General features: G+C 69.6%; 18 protein-coding genes. 9 read left to right on the top strand and 9 right to left on the bottom strand.

Annotated features, from left to right (window positions below; genetic code table 11):
- Window positions 1–77: 77 nt before the first annotated feature.
- Window positions 78–524 carry a lysozyme inhibitor LprI family protein gene (locus ABIC30_RS16335; protein ID WP_020094545.1) on the top strand — a complete coding sequence of 149 codons (447 nt, stop codon included), beginning with the start codon at window positions 78–80 and terminating at the stop codon, window positions 522–524.
- A gap of 339 nt (window positions 525–863) precedes the next feature.
- Here the strand turns inward: ABIC30_RS16335 and ABIC30_RS16330 are convergent, their stop codons facing one another.
- From ABIC30_RS16330 to ABIC30_RS16315, 4 genes are all read right to left on the bottom strand, one after another.
- Window positions 864–3305, bottom strand: a complete 2442-nt coding sequence (locus tag ABIC30_RS16330) for a PAS domain S-box protein (RefSeq protein ID WP_020094544.1) — start codon at window positions 3303–3305, stop codon at window positions 864–866.
- Between the two features lie 328 nt (window positions 3306–3633).
- A complete protein-coding gene (locus tag ABIC30_RS16325; protein ID WP_042672956.1) occupies window positions 3634–4851 on the bottom strand; it encodes a flagellin N-terminal helical domain-containing protein in 1218 nt (405 codons plus the stop codon).
- 276 nt (window positions 4852–5127) lie between these two features.
- Window positions 5128–6561: a hypothetical protein gene (locus tag ABIC30_RS16320; protein ID WP_244435312.1), complete on the bottom strand. Its 1434-nt coding sequence runs from the start codon at window positions 6559–6561 to the stop codon at window positions 5128–5130.
- A 146-nt stretch (window positions 6562–6707) separates the two neighbouring features.
- Window positions 6708–8009 carry a lipase family protein gene (locus ABIC30_RS16315; RefSeq protein WP_020096557.1) on the bottom strand — a complete coding sequence of 434 codons (1302 nt, stop codon included), beginning with the start codon at window positions 8007–8009 and terminating at the stop codon, window positions 6708–6710.
- Window positions 8010–8279: 270 nt separating this feature from the next.
- Between ABIC30_RS16315 and ABIC30_RS16310 the strand changes: the two genes are divergently transcribed.
- Together ABIC30_RS16310 and ABIC30_RS16305 are read left to right on the top strand one after the other, a co-directional pair.
- Entirely contained in the window at window positions 8280–9197 is a 918-nt protein-coding gene (locus tag ABIC30_RS16310; protein WP_103985771.1) for an SGNH/GDSL hydrolase family protein, read from the top strand.
- Between the two features lie 85 nt (window positions 9198–9282).
- On the top strand, window positions 9283–9555 hold the full coding sequence (locus ABIC30_RS16305) for a hypothetical protein (protein WP_042672101.1): 273 nt from the start codon (window positions 9283–9285) through the stop codon (window positions 9553–9555).
- Between the two features lie 96 nt (window positions 9556–9651).
- Here ABIC30_RS16305 and ABIC30_RS16300 read toward each other — a convergent pair whose 3' ends face one another.
- Complete coding sequence (locus ABIC30_RS16300) at window positions 9652–11271, bottom strand: methyl-accepting chemotaxis protein (RefSeq protein WP_132366516.1); 1620 nt, start codon at window positions 11269–11271, stop codon at window positions 9652–9654.
- A gap of 247 nt (window positions 11272–11518) precedes the next feature.
- On the opposite strand from ABIC30_RS16300, the gene ABIC30_RS16295 reads away from it, so the two are divergent.
- Entirely contained in the window at window positions 11519–13852 is a 2334-nt protein-coding gene (locus tag ABIC30_RS16295; RefSeq protein ID WP_020093570.1) for a putative bifunctional diguanylate cyclase/phosphodiesterase, read from the top strand.
- Between the two features lie 7 nt (window positions 13853–13859).
- Here the strand turns inward: ABIC30_RS16295 and ABIC30_RS16290 are convergent, their stop codons facing one another.
- Both ABIC30_RS16290 and ABIC30_RS16285 read right to left on the bottom strand, forming a co-directional pair.
- The gene (locus ABIC30_RS16290) at window positions 13860–15674 is read right to left on the bottom strand and encodes an acyl-CoA thioesterase (protein WP_026604997.1); all 1815 of its coding nucleotides are present in this window, start codon (window positions 15672–15674) and stop codon (window positions 13860–13862) included.
- A gap of 197 nt (window positions 15675–15871) precedes the next feature.
- The gene (locus ABIC30_RS16285; protein ID WP_020093572.1) at window positions 15872–16756 is read right to left on the bottom strand and encodes a LysR family transcriptional regulator; all 885 of its coding nucleotides are present in this window, start codon (window positions 16754–16756) and stop codon (window positions 15872–15874) included.
- Between the two features lie 213 nt (window positions 16757–16969).
- On the opposite strand from ABIC30_RS16285, the gene ABIC30_RS16280 reads away from it, so the two are divergent.
- From ABIC30_RS16280 to ABIC30_RS16260, 5 genes are all read left to right on the top strand, one after another.
- On the top strand, window positions 16970–18280 hold the full coding sequence (locus ABIC30_RS16280; RefSeq protein WP_020093573.1) for a dicarboxylate/amino acid:cation symporter: 1311 nt from the start codon (window positions 16970–16972) through the stop codon (window positions 18278–18280).
- 52 nt (window positions 18281–18332) lie between these two features.
- Window positions 18333–19172 (top strand): bifunctional allantoicase/(S)-ureidoglycine aminohydrolase, encoded by an 840-nt coding sequence (locus tag ABIC30_RS16275; protein WP_026604998.1) that lies wholly within the window; start codon window positions 18333–18335, stop codon window positions 19170–19172.
- Window positions 19169–19681, top strand: a complete 513-nt coding sequence (locus tag ABIC30_RS16270; RefSeq protein ID WP_020093575.1) for an ureidoglycolate lyase — start codon at window positions 19169–19171, stop codon at window positions 19679–19681. Before ABIC30_RS16275 ends, ABIC30_RS16270 begins: the two co-directional genes overlap by 4 nt.
- A gap of 230 nt (window positions 19682–19911) precedes the next feature.
- Complete coding sequence (locus tag ABIC30_RS16265) at window positions 19912–20946, top strand: TRAP transporter substrate-binding protein (protein WP_020093576.1); 1035 nt, start codon at window positions 19912–19914, stop codon at window positions 20944–20946.
- Entirely contained in the window at window positions 20946–22583 is a 1638-nt protein-coding gene (locus tag ABIC30_RS16260; RefSeq protein WP_020093577.1) for an acyl-CoA synthetase, read from the top strand. The genes ABIC30_RS16265 and ABIC30_RS16260 overlap by 1 nt, the downstream gene beginning before the upstream one ends.
- A 523-nt stretch (window positions 22584–23106) precedes the next feature.
- Here ABIC30_RS16260 and ABIC30_RS16255 read toward each other — a convergent pair.
- Entirely contained in the window at window positions 23107–24999 is a 1893-nt protein-coding gene (locus tag ABIC30_RS16255) for a TRAP transporter large permease (protein WP_354455734.1), read from the bottom strand.
- A 312-nt stretch (window positions 25000–25311) separates the two neighbouring features.
- Window positions 25312–25527: a hypothetical protein gene (locus tag ABIC30_RS31825; protein ID WP_020093580.1), complete on the bottom strand. Its 216-nt coding sequence runs from the start codon at window positions 25525–25527 to the stop codon at window positions 25312–25314.
- Window positions 25528–25640 lie beyond the last annotated feature (113 nt).

Here is a 25640-nt window from a genome sequence, read left to right as displayed (position 1 = left end):
CTCCGACCCGCCGTCACCCGCCGCGCGCAGGACCCCGCAGCCGGGTCGATGCGACGCGCGAACCGGATCCCAGTGCCATGAATCACAAGCGCCCTTGCCTGCTGCCGGCCTCGGCCCCCGTCCTTGCCGGGCTGCTCGCCTGCCTCGCCGTGCCGACGACCGCCGAAGCCGACCAGCCGTCCGCGAAACTGTGTCTGACCGAGACCTCGACGCCGGGCACGACGGCGTGCATGACCCGCGCCCTGCAGGAGGCCGACGCGAAGCTCAACGCGGCCTACAAGAAGGCGATGTCGGTGATCGATCACGACGACCGCACGCCGGACCCCGACGCCAGGGCGCTCTGGAAGACGCGACTCGAGCGGGCGCAGCGGGCCTGGATCGCCTTCCGGGACGCGGATTGCGGCGACCTGACCGACAGCGAGTGGGCCAACGGGAGCGGCGCGAACGCGGCGCTGCCCGCTTGCCTCTACGACAAGACCGTCCAGAGGACGGACGACCTGCTGAGCCGCTACCCGCTGCATTGAGAAGCGGCGCGGCATCGCCAGCAGCTCGTCGCGATCCGGTGAACACTTCGGTTCCGCCGGAAGCTCCTGCGGCCCCGATGCAGTCCTCGTCCGCCTGCGGACGGGCGGCCGTCCGGCGCCCGATCTCACCCCGCTTCGATGGGACCGGGAGGACGCGGCGCCGGCGGCTCGGCCGGCGGGTCCCCGTCGGGCGGTGCGGGCTCCGGCAGCGGGTCGTCGATGGGTGGCAGCGGGTCGTCCCCGGGACGCGGCGTATCCGACGACATGGTGCGGTGTCCTGTCCGAATCTTCGGGCGGTCGGGGACGTAACGCGCGTCGGTCCGGTCGGATGCGGCCTCGTCAGCCGAAGGTCAGCGCCGACCGTTCCCGGAGCGCCTTGCGCAGGGCCCGGCTGAGGTCGGCCACCGAGTAGGGCTTGTGCAGGAGCTCGAAGCCGTCGGTGCCCTCCGACGCCAGCACGTGGCTGTAGCCGGAGGTGAGGACGACGGGCAGGTAGGGACGACGGCGCCTGATCTCCCGGGCCAGATCGACGCCGTTCATGCCCGGCATCACCACGTCGGAGAAGACGATCTCGATCTCCTGGCCGTTCGCTTCGATCGTGGCGATGGCCGCCTGCGCGTCCTTCACCCAGACAGCCCTGTAGCCGAGTTCCACGAGGGCTTGCCGGGCGAAGGCGCCGACCTCCTCGTTGTCCTCCACCACGAGGACGGGCGTGCCGTGACCCTCGGCGAGCGGCTCCGGCTCGTCCGGCACGCCCTCCTGGACCTCCGCCTGCTGGGACCGCGGCAGGAACAGCGTGAAGGTGGTCCCGACGCCGACGACGCTGTCGACCGCGACGTCACCGCCCGACTGCTTGGCGAAGCCGAACACCTGGCTGAGGCCGAGGCCGGTGCCGTGGCCGACGCCCTTCGTCGTGAAGAACGGCTCGAAGATGCGTTCGAGGAGGTCCGCTTCGATGCCCGAGCCGGTATCCGAGACCGACACGGCCACGAAATCGCCGGGCACGGCCGGATGCGCCCGCAGCGCCGGGATCCGGTCCGCGCGCCGCACCTTGATCACGAGGCGGCCCTCGCCCTGCATGGCATCGCGGGCGTTCACCACGAGGTTGACGAGGGCCGTGTCGAACTGGCTGGGGTCGGCATCGACGTGGCAGCGCAGCCTGCGGCCGTCCGCGTCCGTGCCGGCATCCGTGTCGGTCGCGACGTGGATGCGCGCGCCGGTCAGCGTGCCGACCATGTCGGCGATGGCGGCCACCGACTGCACCACGTCGAAGATCGACGGTCGGAGTGCCTGCCGGCGCGCGAAGGCCAGCAACTGGCTGGTCAATCTGGCGGCGCGGTCGACCGTGTCGGCGATGGCGTCGACGTAGCGGCCCCGCCGATCCTCGCTGAGGCCCGGTCGCTTCAACAGATCGGTCGACGACTTGATGACGGTCAGCAGGTTGTTGAAGTCGTGCGCCACGCCGCCGGTGAGCTGCCCGACGGCCTCCATCTTCTGCGACTGACGCAGCTGCTCCTCGAGGGCGCGGCGCTCCGTGACGTCGCGCCCTGTCGCGTGGAACCGGTCCCCGCGCGCGATGGCGTTCCAGGCGATCCAGCGATACGCGCCGTCGGCGGTCCGGAACCGGACGTCGAGGTCCGACAGCGTGTGGCCGGTCCGCAGCGTCTCGAACGCGCTGGCCGCGGTCTCGCCGTCGTCCGGATGGATCAGGGTATCGATGCGGATGCCGACCAAGCTGCCGGCCGGCCACCCGAGCAGCTCCGTCCAGGCCGGGTTGACCGCCTGGCAGGTTCCGTCGAGGGCGCAGACCACGAGAAGGTCGCGGCTCGTCCGCCAGACCAGGTCATGCTCGATCTTCCGGTCGCGCGTCCGGGCCTCCCGCCGCTCCTCGTCCGCCTGCCGGGCCGCCGGATCCTCGAGAAGGATCGCGACGCGGTTCTGCGTCCCGCTACCGGTCCGCATCGCGCGGACGTCGAGGATGGGCCCCGTTCGCGACAGGGCTCCCTTGAACCGGGCGCTGTGCCCGGATCGCGCTACCTCACCGAGGGTGTCGAACCAGCGTCGGGCGTGGTCCGGCTCGAGCGCGCTCATCCAGCGTCCCGCCGCGGCGCCGAGGCCGGACTGATCCTCGAAGGCGGCGTTGGTCTCCACCACGCGGTAATCCGCGGCCCTGCCATCCCCGTCGAAGCGCAGCTCGACGATGCAGAAGCCCACCGCGTCGTCCGCCCGGGCATGCCGCGGCGCGATGGTCCGCTCGACGGCCTGCGCCTCGCGCTGCCGGAAGCGGGTGAGGTCGAGCTGACTGCCGAAGAAGAACAGCAACTCGCCGAGCGGTCCGAAGACGGGGCTGATGTAGAGTTCGTTGACGAAGGTGCTGCCGTCGCGCCGATAGTTCAGCAGCTCGACCACCACGTCGCGCCGCGCGGCGATGGCATCGCGGATGCGGGCGACATCGGCCGGATCCGTCGCGGGCCCCTGGAGGAAGCGACAATTGCGCCCGATCAGCTCTCCCGCCGAGTAGCCGGAGAGTTCCAGGAAGGCGCGGTTGGCGAAGACGATCGGGTTGTCGGGCAGGTTCGGATCGGTGACGATCATCGCCATCCGGGTCTTGTCGGCGGCGGTGAACAGAAGATCGGAGCGGGCGGTGCCGACTCCGGCCAGAGTGGTTGTCGGGGCGGTGACTGGGGCCTGTGACGCGCGCAGGCGCGCGTTCTCATCAACCAGCGCGCGCTCGCGCCGACGCAGCCGCTCGACCTCCCCCCGAAGATCTTCGATGCTCATGGCCCGGTCTTATCCGGAGCCGCCGCCGCGTCCAACCGCAACCGGCACGCGGATGCGAGAAGGGGGTGTGACCTCTGGTCCCGACAGTGCCGGCGTCGGACACCGGGCGTTCGGATCCTGCGATGCCGAAAGGGGGCGGGTCCGCCGGTTCCTGACCCGCGATGACCGGCGCTGCCTCCACTGGAATCCGGGGGACAGCGGCGGGCTGCGGGCGGTCGTACCGCCGGGACCGGTCTCTCGCGTTCCGGCCGGATGCGACCTCGGGACCCCGCGAACGAGAACGGCCGGAGTTCGACTCCGGCCGTTCGGTCGACGCGGTGCGTGTCGCTTACCGCAGGAGCTGGAGGACGCCCTGCTGGGCTGAGTTGGCCAGCGACAGGGCCGAGATGCCCATCGACTGGCGGGTCGACAGCGCCTGCGAGTTCGCCGCCTCCTGGTTCAGGTCGGCGTTGGTCAGGTTGGCCGAGCCCGTCTGCAGCACGTTGATCAGCTGCTTGGAGAAGTCCTGGCGGTTCTGAACCACCGATAGGTTCGAGCCCAGCGTGCTCGCCGCGGAGTTCAGGGCCGCGCCGGCCGTGGTCAGGACCGCCAGGGTCTTGTTGACGTCGGCGTTCAGCAGGAAGTTGCCGAGGCCGTTCTGGCTGGTCGAGCTGTTCGAGTTGGTGATCGACGACAGGCCCAGGCCGCTGGAGGTCGCGTCGACCGAGGCGACGTTCAGGTTCGAGCTGCCGGTGTCGTTGAACTTGATGTTCATGTCATTGCCCTTGCCGGCAATGAGGTTGACGCCGTTGTAGCTGGCGTCGCTGGCGAGCTGCGTGATCTGGTTGAGCAGGTTGTTGTACTGATTGGCCAGCGAGGCGCGCTGCGTCACGCCCGAGATCGACAGGTCGCTGGACACCACGGTGCTGGCGGCGGTGCCGTAGGTCGAGGCGGTGGTGGCCGAGGCGGTGAAGCCGAGCGCCGTCTGGCTGCCGGAGTTCTGGAATTCCACGTCCGCCTGGGCGTTCAGGACGATCTTGGTGCCGGTGCTGTCGACCGAGAAGATCGCGCCGGCGCCGAAGGCGCCGCTCGACGAGGTCGAGGCCGAGCTGACCGCGGCGTTGAGGGCGGCGACCGTGGCGTTGACGCTCGAGGAGGCGGCGACCGTGGCCGAGACCGAGCTGCCGTTGATGGTCAGGAGCACGGTCGAGGAGGCGGTGCTGGCGCTGTAGGCGTTGGCGGCGGTGCCGGTGGTGGAGAGCTGGGTCGAGAGCGCCTGGTTGGCGATCGACTTGGCCTGGTCCACGAGCTTCTGGATCGAGGTGATGCCCTGGTTGGCGGCCTGGATCGACTGGATGCCGTTGGAGATGCCGTCGAGGAGGGAGTTCAGGCTCGAGGAGCGTCCGTCGAGGGCCTGGGAGGTGAAGAAGTTGGTCGGGTTGTCGAGGGCGGAGTTGACGGTCTTGCCGGTCGCGAGCCGATTCTGGGTGGTCGCCATCAGCTGGGCGGTGTCCTGCAGCGAGAGCAGGTTCTGGCGCGTCGCGGCCGACAGGGTGATGGAGGACATGGATCGCTATCTTTCCAACCGGAGCAACCCGATTCTCGGGGATGACTAAGAATACCGGTTAGGGTTAAGTCCGGATTAAGCGCGCGAGTATTTTCGCCGCGCCGGTAGCGTTACCGGAAAATTTACGGCCCGCGCGCGCAAGCCAGTCCCGGACGGCATCGATCAGGGGCGTCCCGACCAGGAGGTCATCGGAGACTTGAAGCGGCGGGAGTCCATCCCGTCCGGCGCGGGCGGATCAGGCGATCCGGCCGGCGCCTCGCGCCGCGGGACGGATTCTCAGTCCAGCGCGTAGCCGAGCATCCCTTCGGACATGTGACCCTCACAGTCCGGGACGGTCGACACGAAATGATCGCGGCCTCCGGCGATGCAACGGTAGATCGGATGGCTCCCCGGCCTCTGCGCCTCGTAGACGTAGCCGGTCTGCCCGAGCGGTGTCTGGCCCTCGCATCTCGGGTCGCGGCTGAGGAAGTGGTCCTGTCCTGCCGCGCAGCTCATCAGCATCGCGGTCCCGGGCGCCGGGAGCGTCAACACGGTACCGAGGCTGCGCTCGATCGTGTAGCCCGGCCCGATATAGCCGGTCGTCACCCAGTGGCCGCCGGGCCCGAAGGCGCGCCGCAGGGGAAGGCGGTCGGCGCCCTTCGGCCGCCGCGCCTCGGCGACCCGCCACGTGCCGGGATAGGGGTCACCCCCTGAGAAGAAGACCGTGATGTCCGGCAGGAACGGCGTCAGGAACCCCGCCCCGTCGCGCTGGAAGCCGGGACTGTGGTTCAGGTAGAAGCCCGTGACGTCGGAGTTCAGGTAGCCCAGGGGTGTCCACGCCGCCGGCGCCCCGCTCAGCACCGCCTTCAGGGGCATCCTGAACAGCCCCATCTGGTAGGTTTCCCGGTCGGGATTGCGCCCCGGATCCTTGCAGGCCACCTGCTGGCACACGCGGCCCGGCAACCCGGTGATGACGTAGACCTCGCCGGTCTTGGGATCGTAGGCGAAATCCGAGTTCGGGTTGATGGTCGAGCCGTCGGTCGTGGCGTTGGGGACTCGCGCCGGCGCCCCGAAATGCACGCCGTCGGCCGTGTGCCGGACGTAGAGGTCCCCGAAGCCCGGCACGCCCTGCGGCCCGGTGAGATCCGTGGTGAAGACGAACAGGCCGGACCGGCCGTCCGAGAAGGTCGCCGGCTGGCCCGTGCCGTAATTGCCCTGCGCGATGACCGGGTTGATCGGCTTGATGACCGGTTCCGGGTAGTCGACCCACGTCACCTTGTCGTTCGAGAAGGCGAGGCCGGTCTGGTTGTTGTTTCCGGGCAGGTTGTCGGCGCCCGAATAGTACATCGCGTAGGCGTAGGTCTGCCCGTCCGCCGGGTTGACGAAGCGGCCCCGGATCACGCTGGGATCACAGACGTACTGCCGGTTCCAGGAGTTGGGCGTCGGCTGGAACACGATCCGCGCCGGCGAGAAGCCGGTCTGCGGCGTGTAGGAGCGATGGAAGATGACGTCCGTCTTGCCCTGACCGCACCACCAGATGTCGGTGGTCCCGTTCTCGGTGATGACGCTCGGCGCGTAGTTGTAGCCGGCTGGATTGGCCTCGTTGACGAACAGCGGTTGCGCCTCCGGCCCCTTCCAGCCGGCCTCGCCCGCGACCGGGACGGCGAGCACTGCCAGGAGCATCCCGACGAGAGCGCCCTTCCGCGCAACGAGAACCGGCAGCATCCTCATTCCCATCGCTCCCACCGGTCCGCTCCTGACTCCGAGATGCCGAGACATTCCGGCGGCGTGCTGACGACCGGAATGTGGCCGTCTGATATCCGGCGGCTCTGACCGGCGGCTCCGATCGTGTCCCGACGCGTCTCCCGCGGACGCGATCACGCGCCCTGCGCGGGCGGGACCGCGCGGCGGCAGACCGGCCGCAGGGCGCGGTCGAGCAGCGATTGCCGCCCGAGGATCATCTCGAAGAAATCGTACTCCCCCGGCCTGAAATTGGCTTTCAGGAACTGGAAGTGCATGTGGAAAGGCTTGAGGCGCAGACGCTTGTAGTCGTCCTCGGGTATCCTGTCCTTGACCCCGGCGGAACGGATGAGCGGGTTGCAGGCCAGGAAGGCGGGTCGTCCGAATCCGAGATCGAAGATCGGATTGAAGCCGTAGCAGTTGAGCCAATCCTGGGGGGCTTGGTAGTCGCACCAGACGATGCGGTCGCTGAAGACGAGGGTCGCGATGTCGTCGCGCAGCGCGCGGGCCTCGTGCTGGAGCGCCACGAAGGGCAGCCCCGAGCCGAGCGTGACGAGCGACAGGCGCGGATGCCCTCGATCGTCGGTCCCGAGGCGCGCGAGGACCTGCGCGGCAACCTCGACCGCCATGGCTGCGCCGAGGGAATGGCCGACGATCATGACCTCGTCGGGCGCGTCCGCCGGGTTCGCGCGCCAGTGGGCCAGTTCGGCCAGGACACGGTCCCGGAAGGCCGCGACCCGGTCCGCGTAATCCGGCCGCCGACCGGTCGCGTGCTGCCAGAAGAAGATCCGGATGCTCAGGATGTGCCAGAAGAACAGGCGCCCTAGCACCTTCTTGGCGCCGTACAGGAGCGCGAGCGCCGCGGCCGCGAGAAGCAGCGCCACGCCGACCGTTTCCGTCAGCGCCGACGGGCTGACGGCAGCGTAGATCGCGGTGCCGAGCGCGATCAGGAGCGCCGGGGCCACGAAGGCGACGAAGAACGGGAAGGCGGTCAGCACCGTGTAGGGCCATCCGAACCGGGACGTCTTGAAGACCAATCCCTGTGCGAGCCCCGCCGCGACGCTCCGCGCCAGCAGAGCCAGCTTGCGCGACACGGGACGCGCGAGATCCGCATGGACGATATCGCTCCAGATCAGGGTCTCGCAGCGGACCGCCGCACCGTCGCCGTCGGCGGGTGCGTCGACCGTCCAGCTCCGGGTCAGACCATCCGGATCGGTCCGGATCTCCGAGACCGCGCGCGGCATCGCCCCGAACCGGGTCGCGTGACGGTGAAGCTCCCGCTTGAAGAAGGCGGGGAAGCGGATGCCGCTGCGGGCGTCGAATCCGTGAATGAAAAAGACATGTCGCCGCGCCACCGGTGCCGGATGAAGGTCTCTCAACTTGAAGGGCGTGAACGATAAGTAGCCGCGGACCATGTGATCGATCGAGGACGAGAGCACGAGAGGGATTCGTGGCGGTCGACGGCGCCCGCAGGGGCGGCTCCATTGCACCATCGCGGAGGGCTCCACAACAGCGCACCGGCGGATCTGGTTCCGCCACCGGCCAGCATTCATGATCCGGGCGGCATTCCCGGCACTGTCGCCCGGCAACACCGGCGGCGCCGAAAATCCGTTTCGCGCTCGGGGGGGACTGGACTTGGGAAAACTGAGCCTCCTACGGTGCGGGACGCGGGGGCGGTGTTCAAGATTCGTATGGGTTTGTCAGAGGCCGTGAGGGCGCTCCGCAGCGGCGCCCTCCGCCGTCACAAGATCGGCCATATCCAGGCCGTCTTCGACGCTGCGCCGAGCGGCTGCGTCGTGCTCGCCGGCGACTCGCACGCGGCTCACATGCCGCGGCCGGTCGTTTCCCGTCCCGTGCTGAATGCCGGGCTCGCGGGCGCGACGGCCCGCTCCTACCGCCGGGCCCTCGACCTGCTGCGTGCGCCCCTGCCGGCCTTCCTGGCGGTCCTGTTCGTCGGGACCAACGACATCCGCTCGCCGTCGGCGCTCGGGCGATCGGCGACGGCCGATTTCTCCGACCACGCGGATCGCATCGTCGACCGCTTCCAGGCCTTCGCCCTCGACACGCTGGTCTCGGCGCTGCCGCCCACGCCGGGCTCGTGGGTTACCGAGCGCGATCCCGCCGCGGTCGAGGTCTATTCCGATCTCCTCCGCGCCGTCTGCGCACGCCGGGGGGTCTCGTTCTTCGACCCGTTCGCGGCGCTGCGCGGAGCGCGCTTCGGTCTCGCCGAGGACGAGGCCTTCGTCGAAGGGACGCATCTGCGGGATTACGCGGCCGTCGCCGCGCGCGTCGCCGGCCAGATCCGCGACCGGTACGGTCTCGATCATTATCTGGAGAGCCCGCTCCCGGGCTTCGATGAGGCCTATTACAGGAGCTGGTACGCCGACACGTGCCAGTATCCCCACGGTCCGGCGCGACACTACCTCGATCTCGGCTGGCGCGAGGGCCGTGACCCGAGCGGGCATTTTAGCACCGACGGGTATCTCGACGCGAACCCGGATGTTCGCGTGGCCGGGGTCAACCCGCTCGTCCACTTCCTGGAGGTCGGCTTCGCGCAGGGGCGGACCGGCTGGCAGAAGGCGCGCACGCATCCGACGCGCTATCGCGGCGTCGACCCGGACACCTGAGGGCAGCGCCGCGGGCCGGCAGCGCGCACGCCATCGTGACCGCCGCCGCCGCGAAGCTGACGCAGGACGGTGTACGCATGTGATCATGCGCCTCCTCCTCGCCGTCCCACTCCTCGTCCTCATCGCCACCGGAGCGTCGGCCGGAGAGCCGCTCCTCGACGGACCCGTCGTCGCCGGCGGCTTCGGGATGGGCGGGTCGGACTATTACGGCGACGTTCACAGCCGCATGCCGTTCACCGGCGAGGCACCGCCGCGGCCGGTCGGGATGGCCGACATCGTGCGCGTCCGGGCGGCCCGCGCGCGCGCCGCGACCGCGTCCCGGCGACAGGCGCCGCACCGACCTGCGCATCGCGGCTGAGTGTCTCCGGCCTCCGCCGATCCGAACCAGCCGGACGAGGAGAGCGCGGTCCGAACGATCGGGCCGTAGCCGTAGGAGGACGGTCGGAGCGGCGGATCAGTGCCGGTATCGTTCGGCCAGGGCCATGAGGGCCTGGGCGAGCTCGGTGAGGTTGGCGGAGGCGGCCTCGACCTGCCGCGTGCCGGCCGCGGTCTGCTGGCTGGCCTGGCGGATGTTCTGCAGCGCCCCCATCACCTGCTCGATGCCCAGCTGCTGCTGGTTGGTCGAGGCCACGATCTGCTGGAACGTCTGCACGTTCTCCTCCACCCGCGCGGTGATCTCCTCGATCGTGCGCTGCGTCGTGTCCGAGCGCGTCTTGCCCGCCGCCGCACGCTTGACCGCCTCCTCGGTCAGCATCACCGACGTGTTGATGCCCCGCTGGATCTCGCCCAGGATCCCCCGCACCTGCCCCGTGGCCGCCTTGGCCTGGTCGGCCAGGAGCTTCATCTCCGAGGCCACCACCGAGAAGCTGCGCCCGCTCTCGCCGGCCGCGGCCGCCTCGATGGCGGCGTTCAGCGCCAGCAGGTGCGTGCGCTCCGAGATGTCGTTGACCGTCTCGATGATGTCGCCGATCGTCTGGGTCTTCTCCGACAGGCTGACGATGTTGCCCGCCACCGCCTCCGCCTGCTCGCGGATCGCGTCCATGGCCTTGGCGGTGTCGGACACCGCGCGCAGCCCCTGGCGCGAGGTCTGGGCGGTCGCCTGGGCGGTGGCGATCACCTCGGTGGCGCGCTTGGAGATCTGCGCCCCCGAATGGGTGATCTCGTCGACCGTGGCGGCCGTCTCCTGCACGGCGGCGAACTGCTGCTCGACCGAGGCCGCCTGCTCCTGCGCCGAGGCGCGGATCTCGGCCGCGGCCGCGTTCAGGTCCGCCGTCGCCGCCCGGTTCGTCCGCGCCAAGTCCGACAGACCCGAGACCATCGTGTTCAGCGTCGTGCTCAGACGGCCCACTTCGCCGCCGGCGCGGACATCGAGCGTGCTCGACAGGTCGCCCTCGCCGACCCGTCCCACGAAGCCCATCACCGCCACGAGAGGCCTGACGACGAGGCGGTTGATGGCGACCCCGATGCCCAGGCAGATCAGCAGCGTGATCAGCGTTCCGCCCCAGAGGGCGAGGCCCTCGTTGCGCTCGCTCCGCGCGACGCGCTCGGCCAGCGCGGCCCGAACCGCTCCTTCGAGACCCTCGATGGCCGCGAGCTTCTCGCGGAAGGTGTCGAACAGCCGCTTGCCCTGACCGTCCGCCTCGATCTTGACCGCCTCGTCACGCTTCGCCGGATCGGCCGCGATTCGCACGACGACCTCGCCGACCTCGGTCTGCCAGCTGCGGGCCGCGGCCACCGCGTCGGCCAAGAGGCGCGTCCGCTCGGGATCGTGGCCGATCAGGGTCCTGAGCCTGTCGATCGCCTCGTCCAGTGTCTGGCGCCCCGTGCGGTAGGGCTCCAGGCTGCCGTCGCGGCCCGTGATCAGGTAGCCGCGCAGTCCGGTCTCCTGATTGAGCATGGCCGCGCGGAAGCCGTCGAGGGCGCGGATCAGCTGGTTGGACCGGCTCCGGGCATCGGTCGCGTCCCGCAGCTGATCGGCCGTGATCAGGACCGCGCCGCTGGTCAGGACCGACACCAGGGCGATGACACCGATCGCACCGCCCAGGATGCGGTTGAGGCCCAGCGTTTGCGGCATCGTCTGCTTCATCCTACGCGGCCCCGCGGACGGCTCTGGCTGAGCCGCGACCGGGGCGCGCTCGCCTCTTAGCGCCGCCGCCCGGCGGATGCGAGCCGCAGCGCCGGGTGCTGGTGCGATATTTACGAGTTGTAAACCGACGAGCGACTTGTACTTGTGCAAGCGAGCGATTGTGTATGCATCTAAATAGCGAGAGCCGCAGTTTTCGATCGTAAAGGTTTTTCAGAGGGCGTTTGCGTCGCGCGAGATGTTGATTTCTTTCCTGATCGATACCGATCGCAAAGCGGATCCACTCGACGCGAACCTTCGCGCGCGGGCCCGCGTCGAGCAGCTCGACGTCGCGCTCCGCCTGGTTCCCTTCACGATTCTTGTGAGCCTCAGCGTCGTACAGGTCATCGTTTATCTGTTCTGGCAACCGGGCAACCGGGTCTACCTCGCCGGGCTCGAGGCGCTCGTCCTGCCCCTGGCGGTGGTCTCGCTCCAGCAGTGCTGGCGCTGGCGCTCCCGTCCGAAACCCCTCGAAGTGCCGTCCTCATTCGTCCAGGGCGTGGTGCTGGCCGCCCAGGCCTACGGCCTCCTGCTGGCCTCCATCCCGGTCATGCTCTTCGCCGGAGCCGACGCGCACGGGCGGCTCCTGATCGCCTCCAGCATCGCGGGCCTGATCGCGACCGGCATGAGCGCGGCGGTGCTGCCCCGCGTCGCCATCGGCTATTCCGGCCTGATCATCCTCGGCTCATTCATCGCCCTCGCGACGACCGGGGAGCCCTTCTACATCTACGTCGCGGTCCTGCTGTTCTTCTACGCGATCTTCATCTGCTTCACGATCGTGCATCTCAGCCGGCTGTTGACGATGCGGGTCATCGCGCAGATTGAGCTGGAACGGCAGCAGGAATTCACCCACCTCCTGCTCAACGAGTTCGAGGAGAGCGCCAGCGACTGGCTCTGGGAAACGGATGCCGACCTGCGCCTCCAACACGTCTCGCCGCGCCTGATCGAGGTCGCCGGCTCCTCCGAGCGCCAGCTGATGGGCCTGCCCCTGGAGCGGCTGCTGCTGCCGCCGGTGGCGCCGCCCAGGAGCCACTCGAGCACCACCCTGTGGGGCTGCATCGCCGAGCGGCGCGCCTTCCGGAACCTGCACCTGCAGCTCGACATCGCCGGCGAGCGGCGGACGTGGTGCCTCAGCGGCAAGCCGACCTTCAACCGGGCCGGCGCATTCTCGGGCTATCGCGGCGTCGGCTCCGACGTGACCGAGAAGCGGCGCTCCGAGGAGCGGCTGTCGTATCTCGCCCTGCACGATTCCCTGACCGATCTGCCCAATCGGGTCCTGTTCCATCAGCTCCAGGAAACGGCGCGGGAACGGCTCGCGCAGGGGGACCGGTTCGCCGTGCTCGCCCTCGACCTCGACGAGTTCAAGAGCGTCAACGACACCTTCGGCCACGCGGCCGGCGACAGGCTCCTGAAATCGGTCGCCGAGCGGCTGCGGAGCTTCGAGGCGTCCGATGTTCAGCTCGCCCGTCTGGCGGGCGACGAGTTCGCGGTCCTCGCGACCGGACGGAGCGCCCGTGACCTGCACGGCATCGAGTCGCTCGCGAACGGCATCGTCGAGGCGCTCGCGTCGCCCTTCACCATCGACGGCATCCGGCTGACCGTCAGCGTCAGCATCGGGATCGCGATCGCCCCGCAGGACGGGTGCCAGGAGATCATGCGGCGGGCCGACCTCGCCCTCTACCGCATGAAGAGCGAGGGCCGGAACGGCTACCGCTTCTACGAAGCGGAGATGGATGAGCGGATCGAGGCGCGGCGCGCCCTGACGGCCGACCTGCGGGGCGCCCTCGATCGGGACGAGTTCGTCCTCTACTTCCAGCCGATCGTGGCGGCCAAGGAGTGCCGCGTGCGCGGCTTCGAGGCGCTGATCCGGTGGAAACATCCGGTGCGCGGCTTCGTCTCGCCCGGCGAGTTCATCCCGCTCGCCGAGGAGACCGGGGTGATCATACCGCTGGGCGAGTGGATCCTCCGCGAGGCCTGTCGGATCGCGGCGGGCTGGCCGGGAGATGTCCGCATCGCCGTCAACCTGTCCCCGCGGCAGTTCCGCCACTCGGACCTGACGCAACTCGTCCGCTCCGCGCTGCGCACGAGCGGGCTCGCCGCGCCGCGCCTGGAGCTGGAGGTGACCGAATCGGTGTTCCTGGAGGCCACGCCGGCGATCAACGCCACGCTCGCCAAGCTCCGCGAGATGGGCGTGCGGCTGTCCCTCGACGATTTCGGGACAGGCTACTCGAGCCTGAGCTACCTGCGCCGGATCGCCTTCGACAAGATCAAGATCGACCAGAGCTTCGTCCGCGACCTGCCGCAGGAGCGGAGCGCTGCGGCGATCGTGAACGCGATCATCGACATGGCGACGAGCCTCGACATGACGATCACCGCGGAGGGCGTCGAGACGGATGCCCAGCGCGCCTGCCTGCTGGAGCAGGGGTGCCACGAGTTCCAGGGCTACCTGTTCAGCAAGCCGCTGCCGGCCGAGCAGGCCGCCGCGCTGGCGCGTAGCGGTCAACTCCTCCCGGCGGCGGTTCAGGCGGCGTGAGGCGCGTTCAGACGCCGAGCGGCGCGACGCCGGTCGTGCCGCTCCCGCCCGCGACGGCGTGCGGGGACGTCTTCGGCCAGTAGGGCAGGAAGCCCTCGATGATCGCCCGCGGAATATCGAGCGGGCGATAGTGGACGGTGTCCACGAACATCAGCGACTGCTCGCCCCGGCCGAGGAGGCCGTTGACCTCGCTGTGGATCTCGTGCGCCAGGGTCACGAACTTCCTGTTGTGGCTCGCGATCGAGATACGGACGGTGACCGGCTCGAACTCCATCGCCTCCCGGCGGAAGTCGTGCTGGAAGGACTTCGTCAGAATGTAGAAGTCCGTCGATTTCAGGTCGAAATCCGGCATGCAGATGTTGAAGAACAGCTCGCGGGCCTTGCCCACCCAGCGCACGTAATTGGCGAAGTAGACGTTCCCGACCGAGTTGGTGTCGTCGTAGGTCGGGATGAGGCGCAGGACGAACCAGTGCCCGTCGAACCCGTGCGACGCGACGGCGTCGGTCTGGTCCAACGCCACGGGCACCGGCGCCGCCCGCGGCGCCCGCTCCGCCGCCGGGATCAGCTCCGCGACCGGCGGCGGCGCGCGCCAGCCGAGGACCTCGGCGATCATCGGGAGAGCGCCGATCAGGCCGATCAGCGGCGCGATGGCCAGCAGCGCCCAGCTCGGGGCCAGATAGCCTGTCACGAAGATCAGGCACGCCGTCGCCCCGATCATGGAGGTGAGAACCGGGTCGTAGCGGCGGGTCGCGCCGAGCGTCTCGCACACGAGACACGCCGCCGCCCCGACGAGGAGCGTGGCGAAGGGCATCATCAGGTAGAGGAGCGAGAGGTTCGCCCAGATCGCCGCCGCCGCTGTGGCGAGCGCGGCACCGAGGATCCAGACCGGCGACGCCACGAGGCCGGCCGGCACGAAGGCGAGGAGCGGGGAATTGCTGCGGGCCGTGACCGAGATCCCGAGCCAGCGCGTGGCGCTGTAGAAGCTGTCGATCGTGGTCGCGGCGGCGATCGCCGTCCAGATCACGAAGGCCACCGCGACGCCGGTCGCGGGTTCGCGCCCGATCGCCTGCGCCACGGCCGCGTAGGCTCCCGACAGGCCGTCGGACGAGACGACCGGCATGCCGAGCCCCGCCCGCGCGGCGATGAGCGCGTTGATCGTCAGGAGACCGAGGAAGAGGAGCGCGCCGGTCACGTAGGCCGCGCGCACCGACCCGCCCGAGCGCCGGATCTCGACCGCCCGCTGCCACTGCTGGATGTCCATCCAGGGGCCGAGCAGGAAGCCGACCAGCGAGGGGACGACGAGCCCGTAGAAGCGCTCGTCGAAGGCCTGCAGCGGGACGTCCCAGCCGTCCCGCTGCGCGGACAGCCCGCCGAGCAGGATCACGCTCGCGGCGAGCCCGACCGCCAGCGCCCCGCAATGGACGATGCGGATCCCGCGCAGCGGGACGGCATGGCCGAGCGAGCAGGCGACGAGGACCAATGCGATCACGCCCACGGCGGCGTCGTGGCCGAACAGGGGAAGCCACGCGTAGGCCGCGAAGCCGAAGATCGTGATCGCGACGGCGAAGAACTGGGCTCCCATGAACAGGAGCGCGTAGGGGCCCTGCACGGCGGCCACGATCGCGTCGATATTCCGACGCGGCGCGCCGAGCATCCAGCCGAACAGGCCGAGACCGGTCGCGTTCGGCAAGGCGAAGGCAAGGAACCCGAGCCAGCCGTATGTCAGCGTGACATGGATCGCGTAGAAAAACCCGAGCCCCCAGAACCACGACAAAGCAATCGTGGGTGCCCAGGCCGCGGAGCGGATGAACTGGGAAGGCATTGTGGCTTCAAGCGCTCCGGACCTTAAGCTGCAATAGCGTATCAGATTCGTTTCGGGAATATGGCGAACCCAAAAGAAGGCGGATACAAGAAATTCAGTGAGGGAAAAGCATCGGGCTGCTCCGCCACGGCCGGCGATCCGAGGGGGGCGCGTGTCCTATAGGCACCCGCCACGGCGCCGAGGCCCGGGTGATCCGCCTAGTCGGCGAGCGTCTTCCGACCGTCGCGGACCAGATCGACGAAGTTGCAGACCAGGGCGGCTTTCGCGGGCGACCACAGCGCGAAGACGTCGGCGCGGATGCGGGGTCCCTCGAGCGGCCTGTAGACCACGTCGGCATGCGCCAGCCGGGCGACGTATTCCGGGATGATGGCGATGCCCAGGCCGGATGCGACGAGGCTCGTCAATGAGGCCGCCTCGACGGCCTGATGGGTGATGGTGGGGACGAACCCGGACTCGACGCAGCAATCCCAGAGATACTTGGCGAACAGCGAATCGGACATCCGGAGGAACACGAACCGCTCGTCGCGCAGGTCGGCGAGCCGGAGGCTGCCCCGCGCGAGACGGTGCCCCCTGGGAAGGACGACCTGCACGGTCTCGCTCCACGCGCGGACCCGGACCAGATCGGCATCCTGCGGCGGGGCTCGCAGGAAGCTGACGTCGGTCTGCCCCGCCTTCAGCATCGCGATCTGGCGATCCGGCGACATCTCGTGGATTCGGAGATCCACCGCGGGATAGACCTGCGCGAAATCCCGGATCGCGTGCCCGAGCGGCCCCGCGAGCATCGAGCCCGTCAGGCCGACATTGATGATGCCGGCGGTGCCCCCGCCGATCGCCCGGGCGCGCTCGACGGCCTCGGCGGCCCGCTCCAGGAGCCCGATCGCCTGAACGTGAAAGTCATGACCTGCCCGCGTCAGCGCCACGCGCCGGGTCGTCCGCTCGAAGAGAGCCGTCCCGATCTCCGCCTCCAGATCGCGGATCTGCTGGCTGAGCGGCGGCTGCGCGACACCGAGGCTCTCCGCGGCGGCGGTGAAGCTCAGGTGCTTCGCCACAGCGACGAAGTAGCGGAGATGGCGCAGTTCCATGGGCGGATTAAAACTCTGAGCGTTTCAAACTAAATGAAATAGATATTTGACGTCTAGATCGTTCGGCACGATTTTGCCGCCGGGAAGGCCGAGCAGGCATCGCTTTGCACAATGGCGCCGCGCCGCGCGGTCGGGCTCGACCGGACCCGCCCATGAGAGGCGGGACGATCGCGGTCGGGTCGGGTCGGGTCGAGCCTTCCGAGGGAGATCGCGATGAAGCGCTTGTACGGGTCGCTGTTCGGGCAGGTTGTGGCCGCCCTGATGATCGGCATCCTCGTCGGCCGGCTCTGGCCCGACTTCGCCGTCACCCTCAAGCCGCTGGGCGACGTCTTCATCAAGCTCATCAAGATGGTGGTCGCGCCGCTGGTCTTCGGCGTCGTCGTGCACGGCATCGTCGGCGCGGGCGACCTCCGGAAGGTCGGTCGCGTCGGGCTCAAGTCCCTGATCTACTTCGAGGTGGTGACGACCATCGCGCTCGCGCTGGGGCTCGTCCTCGCCTACGTGTTCGCGCCCGGTCACGGCATGAACGTCGATGTGGCGACCCTCGATGCCAAGTCGCTCACCAGCTACACCGACCGCGTCGGGCAGGTGACGGGCACCGTCGACTTCCTGATGAAGATCGTGCCGACGACCTTCATCGACGCGTTCGCCAAGGGCGACATCCTCCAGGTCCTGCTCCTCGCGATCCTGTTCGGCGCCGGGCTCTCGCTCCTCGGCGAGCGCGGCAAGCCGCTGGCCGACAGCCTGGAGCGCATCACCGAGGTCCTGTTCCGGATCATCGGCTTCATCGTGCGGCTGGCGCCGCTCGGCGTGCTGGGCGCGGTCGCCTTCACGGTCGGGAAATACGGCGTCGGGTCCCTGAAGCAGCTCAGCATGCTGGTGATGCTCTTCTACGCCGGCGTCGCGCTCTTCGTGGTCGTGGTGCTCGGAAGCATCATGCGGCTCGCGGGATTCAGCCTCTTCAAGCTGCTCGCCTACCTGCGCGAGGAGTTGACCGTCGTCGCCGGCACCGCCTCGTCGGACTGCGTGCTGCCGCAGGTCATGCGCAAGCTGGAGCGGCTCGGCATCAAAGAATCCACCGTCGGCCTCGTGATCCCGACCGGCTACTCCTTCAACCTCGACGCCTTCTCGCTCTACCTGACCCTCGCCACCGTGTTCATCGCCCAGGCGACCAACACGGACCTGTCCTTCGGCCACCTGATGCTGATCCTCGGCATCGCGCTCCTGACCTCCAAGGGCGCCCACGGCGTGCCCGGCTCGGCGATCGTCGTCCTCGCCGCCACGTTGTCGGCGGTGCCGGAGATCCCGGTGATCGGGCTGGTCCTCGTCCTATCGGTCGACTGGTTTGTCGGCATCGCCCGCGCCCTCGGGAACCTGATCGGCAACTGCGTCGCGACCGTCGTCATCGCCGCCTGGGAGGGCGACATCGACCGAGTGCGGGCCAATCGCGTCCTGAACGGCGAGGACACCACCGACACGGCGGAGATCCTCGAGGCGCCCGTCGCCGAGCCGCGCACCGCGTGACCAGATCCCCGACAGACGTTTACAGCTTGAAGTCGAATTCTGGAGACCGACCATGAGCGCTGGAGCCTACAACCCCCCGTGCGGTGGCCTACCCGGCCAGACGCGGCTGATGACCGGCCGCGCGGTGTTCACCGAGGCCTACGCGGTGATCCCCCACGGCGTCATGAGCGACATCGTCACCAGCCTCCTTCCGGGCTGGGACAGGACCCAGGCCTGGATCGTGGCCCGGCCGCTCTCGGGCTTCGCCGAGACCTTCGCCCAGTACCTCATGGAGGTCGCCCCCGGCGGCGGCAGCCAAGCCCCCGAGCCGGAGCCGCAGGCCCAGGGCGTCCTGTTCGTGGTCGCCGGCACGGCCAGCCTCACCCTGGAGGGCGCGCGGCACGCCCTGCGGCCGGGCAGCTACGCCTACCTCGCTCCCGGGGCGGCCTGGGCGCTGCGCAACGACGGCGACGCGCCCGCGCGCTTCCATTGGATCCGCAAGGCCTACCAGCCCGCCGCCGGCCTCGACGCGCCGACGTCCTTCGTCACCCACGAATCGGCGGTCGAGCCGGCCGGCATGGTCGGCACCGACGGCGCCTGGGCGACGACCCGCTTCGTCGCCTCCGACGACCTGCGCCACGACATGCACGTCAACATCGTCAGCATGCGCCCGGGCGCCTCGATCCCGTTCGAGGAGACCCACGTCATGGAGCACGGACTGTTCGTGCTGGAGGGCAAGGCGGTCTACCGGCTCAACCGCGACTGGGTTGAGGTCGAGGCGGGCGACTTCATGTGGCTGCGCGCCTTCTGCCCCCAGGCCTGCTACGCGGGCGGGCCGGGCCCGTTCCGGTACCTGCTGTACAAGGACGTCAACCGCCACCCGGCGCTGGCGCCGCGCGGGCTCGGCCGGTGAGCGCTGGCGCCCGCACGGTCGTCGCCCGGCCGCTGACGGCCGAGGCGTTCGCGCCGTTCGGCACGGTGATCGACGTCGCCGCGGTGGCGCCGCGGCCGATGAACGGCGGGATGGCGCGGCGCTTCCACGATCTGGCGGCGGTCGAGGTCGTGGGCGAGGGGTCGCGGGTGGTGATCGGGCTGGTCGAGGCGCAGCCCTACCCGGTGCCGCTGCGGCTCGGCCTGGTCGAGCGGCACCCGCTGGGCGCGCAGGCGTTCCTGCCGCTGAGCGTGGCGCCGTTCCTGGTGGTGGTCTGCCCGGACGCGGAGGGCCGTCCCGGCCCGCCCCAGGCCTTCGTGACGGCGCCGGGGCAGGGGGTCTGCTACGCGCGCAACACGTGGCACGGGGTGCTGACGCCCTACGGCCAGCCGCAGGACTTCGTGGTGGTCGACCGCGGCGGCCCGGGCGTGAACCTCGAGGAACACACCTTCGAGGAACCCTGGACGGTGCATCTGCCCGGCCAGGACTGAGGCCGAGCGCGCCATCCGCGCCATCGTCGCGTCGCCACGGTCTCGCGCGGCCGGGGCCGCCTCCGGTCGCCCCGTATCAGCGGCGGCCGGATGCAATCATTCCCGGGGACGCGGCCGCGAAAGTCCGTTGACTGGCACCGGTCAGCGGCTATCGAGGCCGCAATCAGGAGTCCGCACCAACGCGGACCCGAGGAAACGTCGGGCCCCGCGCCCGCACCGGAAAGGCCGCCATGTCCCCGTACCGCACGCCCCTGTCCCGCCGCCGATTCCTGGCGACCGGCTCGACGGCCCTCATCGCCGGTACCGTGGCGGCACCGCACGTGGCGCGGGCGCAGAAGGCAGAATTCACGTACAAGTACGCCAACAACCTGCCCGACACGCATCCGATGAATATCCGCGCCCGCGAGATGGCGGAGGCGCTGCGCACGGAGACCGGCGGCCGGTTCGACCTCAAGATCTTCCCGACGAGCCAGCTCGGCTCCGACACCGACACGCTCAGCCAGCTGCGCTCGGGCAGCGTCGAGTTCTTCACGATGTCGCCGCTGATCCTCTCGACGCTGGTGCCGAACGCGTCGATCAACGGCATCGGCTACGCCTTCCCGAGCTACGACGCCGTCTGGCCGGCCATGGACGGCGAGCTCGGCGCCTGGGTCCGCCAGCAGATCGCCAAGGCCGGCCTCGTCGCCATGGAGAAGATCTGGGACAACGGCTACCGCCAGACCACCTCGTCGACCAAGCCGATCGCCACGCCCGACGACTTCAAGGGCTTCCGGATCCGCGTCCCGGTCTCGCCGCTCTGGACCTCGATGTTCAAGGCCTTCGACGCGGCTCCCGCGTCGATCAACCTGAACGAGACCTACTCGGCCCTGCAGACCAAGATCGTCGAGGGCCAGGAGAACCCGCTGGCGGTGATCTCCACGACGAAGTTCTACGAGGTGCAGAAGTACTGCTCGCTCACCAACCACATGTGGGACGGGTACTGGTTCCTGGCGAACCGCCGCGCCTGGGAGCGCCTGCCGGCGGACCTGCGCGAGACGGTGGCCCGCCACATCAACGCCGCCGGCATGAAGGAGCGGGCGGACGTCGCCCAGCTCAACGCAAACCTGCAGGCGGACCTGTCGAAGAACGGGATGGTCTTCAACAAGCCCGACCCGGAGCCCTTCCGCGACAAGCTGCGCAAGGCCGGTTTCTACGCCGAGTGGAAGGGCCGGTACGGCGACGAGGGCTGGTCGCTGCTCGAGAAGGCCTGCGGGAAGCTCACCTGATGAGCGCCGCGGGGGCGCCGCGCGGCGGGGTCGCGCCGTGCTCCCGGCGGGTGATGAATCTCGCCCATTTCCTGCGCCGCGCCGCGCGCCGGTTTCCGGACGCGGTGGGGCTCGCCTGGGGCGCGCGGCGCTGGACCTGGGCCGAGCTCGACGCCCGGGTCGACGCGATGGCGGCGGCGCTCGCCGCCCGTGGTGTGACCAAGGGTGATCGCGTCCTGGTCCAGGCACGCAACAGCAACCAGCTGTTCGAGTCGATGTTCGTCTGCTTCCGGCTCGGCGCCGTCTGGGTGCCGGCCAATTTCCGGCAGACGCCTGCGGAGATCGCCTATCTCGCCCGTGCCAGCGGCGCCTCGACGCTGATCTGCGGCGCGGGTTTCCCGGAGCACGCCGCCGCGGTGCGCGAGGCCTGCCCGGATCTGGACCGCGTCGTGGCGATCGGCGACGCGGCCTTCGGGGCCGGCTACGACGCGCTCGTCGCCGACCATCTCGGCGCGGCCGCGCCCGTCGCCGATGTCGAGCACGACGATCCGTGCTGGTTCTTCTTCACTTCCGGCACGACGGGCCGCCCCAAGGCGGCGGTCCTGACCCACGGCCAGATGGCCTTCGTCATCACCAATCACCTCTGCGACCTGATGCCGGGCACGACGGAGGCCGACGCGTCCCTGGTCGTGGCGCCGCTCTCGCACGGCGCCGGCATCCACCAGCTCGCGCAGGTCGCGGCCGGCACCAAGACGGTGCTGACCGCGGGCGAGCGGCTCGATCCCGAGGAGGTCTGGGCTCTCATCGAGGCGTGGCGCGTCACGAATCTCTTCACCGTGCCGACCATCGTCAAGCTGCTGACTGAGCACCCCGCGGTGTCGACGCACGACCATTCCAGCCTGCGCCACGTCATCTACGCGGGCGCGCCGATGTACCGGGCGGACCAGCAGCACGCGCTGCGAGTGCTCGGGCCGGTGCTGGTGCAATACTTCGGCCTCGGCGAGGTGACGGGCAACATCACGGTGCTGCCGCCCCGCCTGCACGCGGCCGAGGACGGGCCGGACGTCAAGGTCGGCACCTGCGGATTCGAGCGCACCGGCATGCAGGTCCAGATCCAGGACATGCAGGGGCGCGAGTGCCCGCCGGGCGTCACCGGCGAGATCTGCGTCTGCGGCCCGGCCGTGTTCGCGGGCTACTACGACAATCCGGAGGCCAACGCGGCGGCGTTCCGCGACGGCTGGTTCCGGACCGGCGATCTCGGCCATCTCGATTCCGAGGGCTTCCTGTTCATCACCGGCCGCGCCTCGGACATGTACATCTCCGGCGGCTCCAACGTGTATCCGCGCGAGATCGAGGAGAAGCTCCTCACGCATCCGGCGATCACCGAGGCCGCGATTCTCGGCGTCCCGGATCCCGGCTGGGGCGAGGTCGGCGTCGCGGTCTGCGTCGCCCGTCCCGGGGCCGCGGTGCAGGAGGGAGAGCTGATCGCGTGGCTGTCCGCGACTGTCGCTCGTTACAAGCTGCCTCGGCGCGTGTTCTTCTGGGAGGCCCTGCCGAAATCCGGCTACGGCAAGGTGACAAAGCGCGCGATCCGCGAGGGACTTGAGGCGCGGGGCGACCTGCCCCTCGCCGGGCAGGCGAGGCCGCAGGCCCGATAGGGCTGTCGCGATCCCATCCGGTTGATGCGGCATCCCGTCTTTGCGAGCGGAGCGAAGCAATCCAGTCAGCGCCACGATCTCAGTGGACGCGCCGCCCTGGATCGCTTCAATTCGCTCTCGAGGACGCCAGCGGCGGAATCGGCCTCCATATGCGGGATGCAGTTTCAGGGAGTCGCATCGACCTAAGGGGGTCCGACCGGTGGCAGGCATTCCGAGCGGAAAGTCGGGCCGGTCCACATCCCTCCGCGCACATCATGATCTCGTTGCATGACAGCTCCGAGATGCAGACCCTGACATGTCCCCGGAGCTGCGCGCATATTGCAGTGCAGCACGCCGGGCCCCCGCCCGGCCACGATCGGGATCTCGGCACGATGACCACCCTCGCGAATCTCGTCAGCCGGCTCGAGGGTGCAGTGCGGCGCGCCGCGGCCGAACGCTACGCCGAGCAGCGCGAGCGGATCGCGCGGACCGGCGGCGCCGGCATGATCTGATCGCGCGCGGCGCGTCCCCGCGGTGGAGATCGTCAGAGGAAGCCGATCGAGAACCAGGGGACGAGGATGATGGCGAGCAGCCCGATCAGCAGGGTCACGATGTAGCCGACGATCGGGCGCATCCCGGCATCGGGATGGATCCGGCTGATGGCGCAGGCGGCGTAATAGCCGACGCCGAAGGGCGGGGCGAACAGGCCGATGCCCATCGCGAGGATGACCACCATGGCGTAGTGGACCTCGTGGACCGCGACTGCCCGCGCGATCGGGAACAGCAGCGGCCCGAACAGCACGATCGCCGGGATGCCCTCCAGCACCGAGCCCAGGATGATGAAGGCGAAGGCCGAGACGAACAGGAACCCGAGCGCGCCGCCCGGGAGGCTCTTCATCACCTCGGCGAGCGTCTGCGAGAAGCCCGACTGCGTCAGCGCCCAGGCCATCCCGGTGGCCGCGCCGATGATCAGCAGGATCGCCCCCGACAGGGTCGCGGTGGTCACCAGCATCGGGTAGAGCCGCCGCCACTCGAACTGACGGTAGATCAGCAGGCCGGCCAGCGCCGCGTAGACGATGCCGATGGTCGAGACCTCGGTGGCGGTGGCGATGCCCTCGACCACGGCGAAGCGGATCACGAAGGGCAGCGCGAGTGCCGGGATCGCCACCAGGAAGGCGCGACCGATGACCCGGCCGGACGGCCTGGCGACGTGGCTCAGGTCCTCGCGGCGGTAGCGCCACCAGACCAGCGCGCACAGCGTCGCGGCGAGGACGAGGCCAGGCATCAGGCCGCCGGTGAACAGCGCGGTGATCGACACGCCGGTGACCGAGCCGATGGTGATCAGCACGATCGAGGGCGGGATCGTCTCGGTCTGCGCGCCGGTGGTGGCGAGCAGGGCGACCAGATCGCCCTCCTTGGCGCCGCGGGCCTTCATCTCGGGGAACAGCACGGGGGCGACGGCGGCCATGTCGGCGGCCTTGGAGCCGGAGATGCCCGAGACGAGGTACATGGCCCCGACCAGCACGTAGTGCAGGCCGCCGCGGACGTGACCGAGCAGCGAGGCCAGGAAGCCGACCATGGCTTTCGCCATGCCGGTCATCTCGATCAGCAGGCCGAGGAACACGAACAGCGGCACCGCGAGCAGGATGAGGTGGCTCATGCCCTCGTCCATGCGGCCGACCACCACCATGGAGGGCGCGTCGGTGGTCAGCGTGATGTAGGCGAAGGTCGACAGGCCGAACGCGAAGGCGATCGGCACGCCGGAGAAGACCAGCGCGCCGACGCCGACGACGAAGAACAGCAGCAGGTTGAGGTTCCCGAGGTTGGCGAGCCACGGCTGCAGCGCCAGGAGCGCGGCGGCAACACCGCCCCCCAGGATCAGCGCCCCCACGGTCAGTTTCCAGTCGGCGGTCTCCAGGAGTCGGATCAGCGCCACGATCAGCATGAGGCCGAGGCCGATCGGCAGGGCGGCGGCGCGCCACGCGTTGTTCAGCTCCAGCGCCGGCGTCTGCACGAAGGTCTCCTCGCTGGCGAACTCGAAGGCCGGCTCCAGCAGCAGGGCGACGAAGATCAGGCCGGCGACCAGGGCGACCGTCTCCAGGAAGGCGCGCAGGCGCGGGCCGCTCATGGCCACGAAAGCGGTCATGCGCATGTGCTCGGCGCGCCGGAAGGCGACCACGGCGCCGAGCATGGCGAGCCACAGGAACAGGATCGAGGCGAGCTCGTCCGACCAGATGATGGGATCGCGGAACACGTAGCGGCTGACGACACCGCTGAGCAGAACCGCGATCTCGGCCAGGACGAGCAGTGCCGCCGGGATCTCCACGAGGTGGCCGAGCCCGGCATCCACCCGGCGCAGCCAGCCCCGGGCGCGCAGCGGCGGTCCCGAAAATTCAATCCCCGCCGTCGACTCGACGGCCGCAACATCGATCTGCATGGCGCCCCTCCGTCGGGGCCGCTCCCGATGCCGCTGGCGGCGGGATCGACCCCACATGCGTCTTCGCGTGTGTCTTGCGGTGCGTCTCGGCGCGCCTTCGTTCTCCGATACCGTTATCCGATCCTGCGGAAAACGGTCCCGGTCAGTTTGCCCGACGCATCTTCACGATGCGACCGCGCCCCATCGCCGTACTTCGTTTTCCAGTCCTTGTGGAATCTCTGCCGTTCAGCGGCGCGCGAATCCGCGCCAGCAGGTCGGCCGGCTCGCGGATGCGGGCCGCCCGAGCGGGTCGCGGAGCGGCGTGACAGTTTCCTAACCCAGCGGCATCCGCATTAAATTTTCGCCGCGGGGTGATCCTGAGACGTTGTCGGCGTCGAACGCGTCGGTGATGAGGTGGGCATAGTCCATGCGGGCGGCGACCCGCACCCCGAAATCCGGATGGGCGCTCAGGAATCGCGCCGGCCGCAGCGCCACGAGGTCGGAGGCGCGGTTCGACTCGGCGGAGGCGCGCCCGACATGGTCGCGCAACGCCTATCCCGCAGGGGTCCGCGGGATGCCCTGACCCACCTGCTCGAACAGAACGACGCCCAGCGTCTCTTCCGTCCTGCGCGATGCCTGACTGACTGCGCTCGGGGGAGAGG

The organism is Methylobacterium sp. 1030 (genome assembly GCF_040544715.1).
In the GTDB taxonomy this organism is placed as follows: domain Bacteria; phylum Pseudomonadota; class Alphaproteobacteria; order Rhizobiales; family Beijerinckiaceae; genus Methylobacterium.
The sequence above is the reverse complement of the archived record's forward strand: the minus strand, read 5'-3'. Positions and strand labels throughout refer to the sequence as shown.